The following is a 5,911-nucleotide window of genomic DNA, read 5'->3' on the forward strand; positions in this document are numbered from 1 at the left end:
ACCGTTGACACCCAAGCTGAGGTCTGTAGAATGCGCATCTCGCTTGAGGGACAGGCCGCTGAAACGGCTCGGAACTGAAGCGATAACTGCTTGAAAGGTTTGAAGAAAACGGTTTTAAAATTCTTCGAGAAAGCGGTTGACAAGGTGGCGGTTCAGTGTAGAATGCGCACCTCGATTAAGCAGTACGCCGATGAGTTTTTCGGCCGTTTCCGGAGTCGGAAGCAGCGAAAAATAAACGGTTGACAAGGTCGCGGAACGATGTAGAATACGCCACCTTGATTGAGCCACGGCTCAAACGCTCTTTAACAAGTTAACCAAGTAATTCGTGTGGGCGCTGGCCGAGGTATTTCGGATATGAAATATCAGGACAGTGACTCGTCGAACATTGAGTTTTGTCTTGAGCAAGATTAAAGGATCTTCGGATTCTTGTATGATTTAAACTGAAGAGTTTGATCATGGCTCAGATTGAACGCTGGCGGCAGGCTTAACACATGCAAGTCGAGCGGAAACGATGGGAGCTTGCTCCCAGGCGTCGAGCGGCGGACGGGTGAGTAATGCTTAGGAATCTGCCCAGTAGTGGGGGATAGCCCGGGGAAACCCGGATTAATACCGCATACGCCCTACGGGGGAAAGCAGGGGATCTTCGGACCTTGCGCTATTGGATGAGCCTAAGTCGGATTAGCTAGTTGGTAGGGTAAAGGCCTACCAAGGCAACGATCCGTAGCTGGTCTGAGAGGATGATCAGCCACATCGGGACTGAGACACGGCCCGAACTCCTACGGGAGGCAGCAGTGGGGAATATTGGACAATGGGGGCAACCCTGATCCAGCCATGCCGCGTGTGTGAAGAAGGCTTTCGGGTTGTAAAGCACTTTCAGCGAGGAGGAAGGCTTTCAGACTAATACTCTGGAGGATTGACGTTACTCGCAGAAGAAGCACCGGCTAACTCCGTGCCAGCAGCCGCGGTAATACGGAGGGTGCAAGCGTTAATCGGAATTACTGGGCGTAAAGCGCGCGTAGGTGGTTTGCTAAGCGAGATGTGAAAGCCCCGGGCTTAACCTGGGAACGGCATTTCGAACTGTCAGACTAGAGTGTGGTAGAGGGTAGTGGAATTTCCTGTGTAGCGGTGAAATGCGTAGATATAGGAAGGAACACCAGTGGCGAAGGCGGCTACCTGGACCAACACTGACACTGAGGTGCGAAAGCGTGGGGAGCAAACAGGATTAGATACCCTGGTAGTCCACGCCGTAAACGATGTCAACTAGCCGTTGGGACTCTTGAAGTCTTAGTGGCGCAGCTAACGCACTAAGTTGACCGCCTGGGGAGTACGGCCGCAAGGTTAAAACTCAAATGAATTGACGGGGGCCCGCACAAGCGGTGGAGCATGTGGTTTAATTCGACGCAACGCGAAGAACCTTACCTGGCCTTGACATCCAGAGAACTTTCCAGAGATGGATTGGTGCCTTCGGGAACTCTGAGACAGGTGCTGCATGGCCGTCGTCAGCTCGTGTCGTGAGATGTTGGGTTAAGTCCCGTAACGAGCGCAACCCCTATCCCTGGTTGCTAACAGGTAATGCTGAGAACTCCAGGGAGACTGCCGGTGACAAACCGGAGGAAGGTGGGGATGACGTCAGGTCATCATGGCCCTTACGGCCAGGGCTACACACGTGCTACAATGGCGTGTACAGAGGGCTGCCAACTCGCGAGAGTGAGCCAATCCCTTAAAACACGTCGTAGTCCGGATCGCAGTCTGCAACTCGACTGCGTGAAGTCGGAATCGCTAGTAATCGCGAATCAGAATGTCGCGGTGAATACGTTCCCGGGCCTTGTACACACCGCCCGTCACACCATGGGAGTGGATTGCACCAGAAGTAGTTAGTCTAACCTTCGGGAGGACGATTACCACGGTGTGGTTCATGACTGGGGTGAAGTCGTAACAAGGTAGCCGTAGGGGAACCTGCGGCTGGATCACCTCCTTAAACGAAGCCGAATGCTTCGGTCAGAGTCCACACGAATTACTTGGTTGGCTAATAAAGAGAGCAAAAGGGTCTATTGCAGGCCCGCTGCATTAGCGCGGCAGATTGTTGTGATTGGCAAGGCGCAGATTGAGTGAAGGAAGGAGCGTACATGTGTACGTGACTGACTGAGCGAGAGCTGCAACGCGGCCAGGCGCAACAAGATGGCGTGATAATCGGGTCTGTAGCTCAGGTGGTTAGAGCGCACCCCTGATAAGGGTGAGGTCGGTGGTTCAAGTCCACCCAGACCCACCAAAATCGCCCAGTTCGGCGTTATCGAATGACTTGCATAGCAGGCTATGCGGCGCCATTCGATGCCTTGATCTGAACGATTTTAGACATAGCTTACTGGGGCTATAGCTCAGCTGGGAGAGCGCCTGCCTTGCACGCAGGAGGTCGGCAGTTCGATCCTGCCTAGCTCCACCAAATATTAACTGACTAACTACGGTTAGCAGTGTACAGAAACGAATGTTTCAGATTGATGAAATCTTCCTTTCTGATCACTGGGTCAGATTTGCTCTTTAACAAATTGGACGAGATAGAACACGAAACTATTTTTCTCATTATCTCCGAGAGAAATAGGTTCAATGTGATAACGATTTCAAGCGTTATCCGGTGTTGTCGTTGAAGTGGTTGTATATGACTTCGAGCGACTGTCTCTGAACCTCATCCTGGATGAGAAAGCTGGTTTCACTTCGGTGGAGTCGGGGCTCTTGTTTGTGGTGGCGTACAGATCAGTTGTCTTGGGGTTATATAGTCAAGCAACTAAGCGCATACGGTGGATGCCTTGGCAGTCAGAGGCGATGAAAGACGTGGAAGCCTGCGATAAGGTTCGGGGAGCTGGCAAACAAGCTGTGATCCGGGCATTTCTGAATGGGGAAACCCACCTAGTTTCGGCTAGGTATCTTGCACTGAATACATAGGTGTAAGAGGCGAACCGGGGGAACTGAAACATCTAAGTACCCCGAGGAAAAGAAATCAACCGAGATTCCCTAAGTAGCGGCGAGCGAACGGGGACTAGCCCTTAAGCTAGACAACTGGTAGGAGAAGGCTCTGGAAAGTGCCGCCATAGTGGGTGATAGCCCCGTATCCGAAACCTGAGTCTAGTGAAATCGAGTAGGTCGGCGCACGAGAAACGTTGACTGAATATGGGGGGACCATCCTCCAAGGCTAAATACTCCTGACTGACCGATAGTGAACCAGTACCGTGAGGGAAAGGCGAAAAGAACCCCTGTGAGGGGAGTGAAATAGATCCTGAAACCGTATGCGTACAAGCAGTCGGAGCAGACTTGTTCTGTGACGGCGTACCTTTTGTATAATGGGTCAGCGACTTATGTTCAGTGGCGAGGTTAACCGTTTAGGGGAGCCGTAGGGAAACCGAGTCTGAATAGGGCGAATTAGTCGCTGGGCATAGACCCGAAACCGGGCGATCTATCCATGAGCAGGTTGAAGGTTGAGTAACATCAACTGGAGGACCGAACCCACTGTCGTTGAAAAGCCAGGGGATGACTTGTGGATCGGAGTGAAAGGCTAATCAAGCCCGGAGATAGCTGGTTCTCCCCGAAAGCTATTTAGGTAGCGCCTCGGACGAATACCACAGGGGGTAGAGCACTGTTTCGGCTAGGGGGTCATCTCGACTTACCAACCCGATGCAAACTCCGAATACCTGTGAGTACTATCCGGGAGACACACGGTGGGTGCTAACGTCCATCGTGAAGAGGGAAACAACCCAGACCGCCAGCTAAGGTCCCAAAGTACCAGTTAAGTGGGAAACGATGTGGGAAGGCTCAGACAGCTAGGAGGTTGGCTTAGAAGCAGCCATCCTTTAAAGAAAGCGTAATAGCTCACTAGTCGAGTCGGCCTGCGCGGAAGATGTAACGGGGCTCAAACTGGTCACCGAAGCTGCGGATGCATCGCAAGATGCGTGGTAGGGGAGCGTTCTGTAAGCCTGCGAAGGTGTGTTGAGAAGCATGCTGGAGGTATCAGAAGTGCGAATGCTGACATGAGTAACGACAATGGGAGTGAAAAACTCCCACGCCGGAAGACCAAGGTTTCCTGCGCAACGCTAATCGGCGCAGGGTGAGTCGGCCCCTAAGGCGAGACCGAAAGGTGTAGTCGATGGGAAACGGGTTAATATTCCCGTACCTTGGATAGCTGCGATGGAGAGACGGAGAAGGCTAGGTGAGCCGGGCGACGGTTGTCCCGGTTTAAGCGTGTAGGGAGTGGGCTTAGGCAAATCCGGGCCCACAATTCTGAGACGCGACGACGATTGCCCTAGGGCGAGAAGTCATTGATGCCATGCTTCCAGGAAAATCTTCTAAGCTTCAGGCTATTCGAGACCGTACCCCAAACCGACACAGGTGGTCAGGTAGAGAATACCAAGGCGCTTGAGAGAACTCGGGTAAAGGAACTAGGCAAAATGGTGCCGTAACTTCGGGAGAAGGCACGCTGGTGGTAGGTGAGACCCCTTGCGGGTGGAGCTGAAACCAGTCGAAGATACCAGGCCCCTGCGACTGTTTATTAAAAACACAGCACTGTGCAAACACGTAAGTGGACGTATACGGTGTGACGCCTGCCCGGTGCCGGAAGGTTAATTGATGGGGTTAGCATTCGTGCGAAGCTCTTGATCGAAGCCCCGGTAAACGGCGGCCGTAACTATAACGGTCCTAAGGTAGCGAAATTCCTTGTCGGGTAAGTTCCGACCTGCACGAATGGCGTAACGATGGGGGCGCTGTCTCTACCCGAGACTCAGTGAAATTGAAATCGCCGTGAAGATGCGGTGTATCCGCGGCTAGACGGAAAGACCCCGTGAACCTTTACTATAGCTTCACAGTGAACTTTGAACATGCTTGTGTAGGATAGCTGGGAGGCTTTGAAACCAGGACGCCAGTCCTGGTGGAGCCAACCTTGAAATACCAGCCTGGCATGTTTGAGGTTCTAACTTGGTCCCCTTATCGGGGATGAGGACACTGTGTGGTGGGTAGTTTGACTGGGGCGGTCTCCTCCCAAAGCGTAACGGAGGAGCACAAAGGTGGGCTAAGCATGGTCGGACATCATGCGGTTAGTGTAATGGCACAAGCCCGCTTGACTGCGAGACAGACACGTCGAGCAGGTGCGAAAGCAGGTCATAGTGATCCGGTGGTTCTGTATGGAAGGGCCATCGCTCAACGGATAAAAGGTACTCCGGGGATAACAGGCTGATACCGCCCAAGAGTTCACATCGACGGCGGTGTTTGGCACCTCGATGTCGGCTCATCACATCCTGGGGCTGAAGCCGGTCCCAAGGGTATGGCTGTTCGCCATTTAAAGTGGTACGCGAGCTGGGTTTAGAACGTCGTGAGACAGTTCGGTCCCTATCTGCCGTGGACGTTGGAGATTTGAGGAAAGCTGCTCCTAGTACGAGAGGACCGGAGTGGACGAACCTCTGGTGTTCGGGTTGTCACGCCAGTGGCATTGCCCGGTAGCTACGTTCGGACAGGATAACCGCTGAAAGCATCTAAGCGGGAAGCCCCTTCCAAGATGAGATCTCCCTGAGGCCTTGAGCCTCCTGAAGAGCCGTTCAAGACCAGGACGTTGATAGGCTGGGTGTGTAAGCGCTGCGAGGCGTTGAGCTAACCAGTACTAATTGCTCGTGCGGCTTGACTATATAACACCCAAGACAATTGCGGATAACGCTAAGCAACATCGAAATCAACATCACACGTTCTATCTCGTCCCCCAGTGATCAACCGTTTTGTCTGACGACTATAGCGGTCTGGAACCACCTGATCCCATCCCGAACTCAGCAGTGAAACAGACCAGCGCCGATGGTAGTGTGGCTTCTGCCCATGTGAGAGTAGGTCATCGTCAGACTCTTAATACCCTAACCCCCGATAGCACCGCTGTCGGGGGTTTTTT

Annotated in this window: 2 tRNA genes and 3 rRNA genes; all 5 read left to right on the forward strand. The window is 52.9% G+C overall.

The features are described from left to right. Positions 1–437 precede the first annotated feature (437 nt). The 5 genes from C7H08_RS00005 to rrf all read left to right on the forward strand — a co-directional run bounded on the left by C7H08_RS00005 (position 438) and on the right by rrf (position 5,866). Positions 438–1,978: ribosomal RNA gene (locus tag C7H08_RS00005) — 16S ribosomal RNA — on the forward strand. A 214-nt stretch (positions 1,979–2,192) separates the two neighbouring features. After that, a tRNA-Ile gene (locus C7H08_RS00010) sits at positions 2,193–2,269 on the forward strand. Positions 2,270–2,364: 95 nt separating this feature from the next. Further along, positions 2,365–2,440: transfer RNA gene (locus C7H08_RS00015), tRNA-Ala, on the forward strand. Between the two features lie 329 nt (positions 2,441–2,769). After that, positions 2,770–5,660 (forward strand): 23S ribosomal RNA (locus C7H08_RS00020). Between the two features lie 90 nt (positions 5,661–5,750). Then, positions 5,751–5,866: ribosomal RNA gene (gene rrf, locus C7H08_RS00025) — 5S ribosomal RNA — on the forward strand. The 16S, 23S and 5S rRNA genes sit together here with 2 tRNA genes alongside, the layout of an rRNA operon. Positions 5,867–5,911: the final 45 nt, after the last annotated feature.

This window comes from Marinobacter halophilus, from assembly GCF_003007685.1.
Classification (GTDB): domain Bacteria; phylum Pseudomonadota; class Gammaproteobacteria; order Pseudomonadales; family Oleiphilaceae; genus Marinobacter; species Marinobacter halophilus.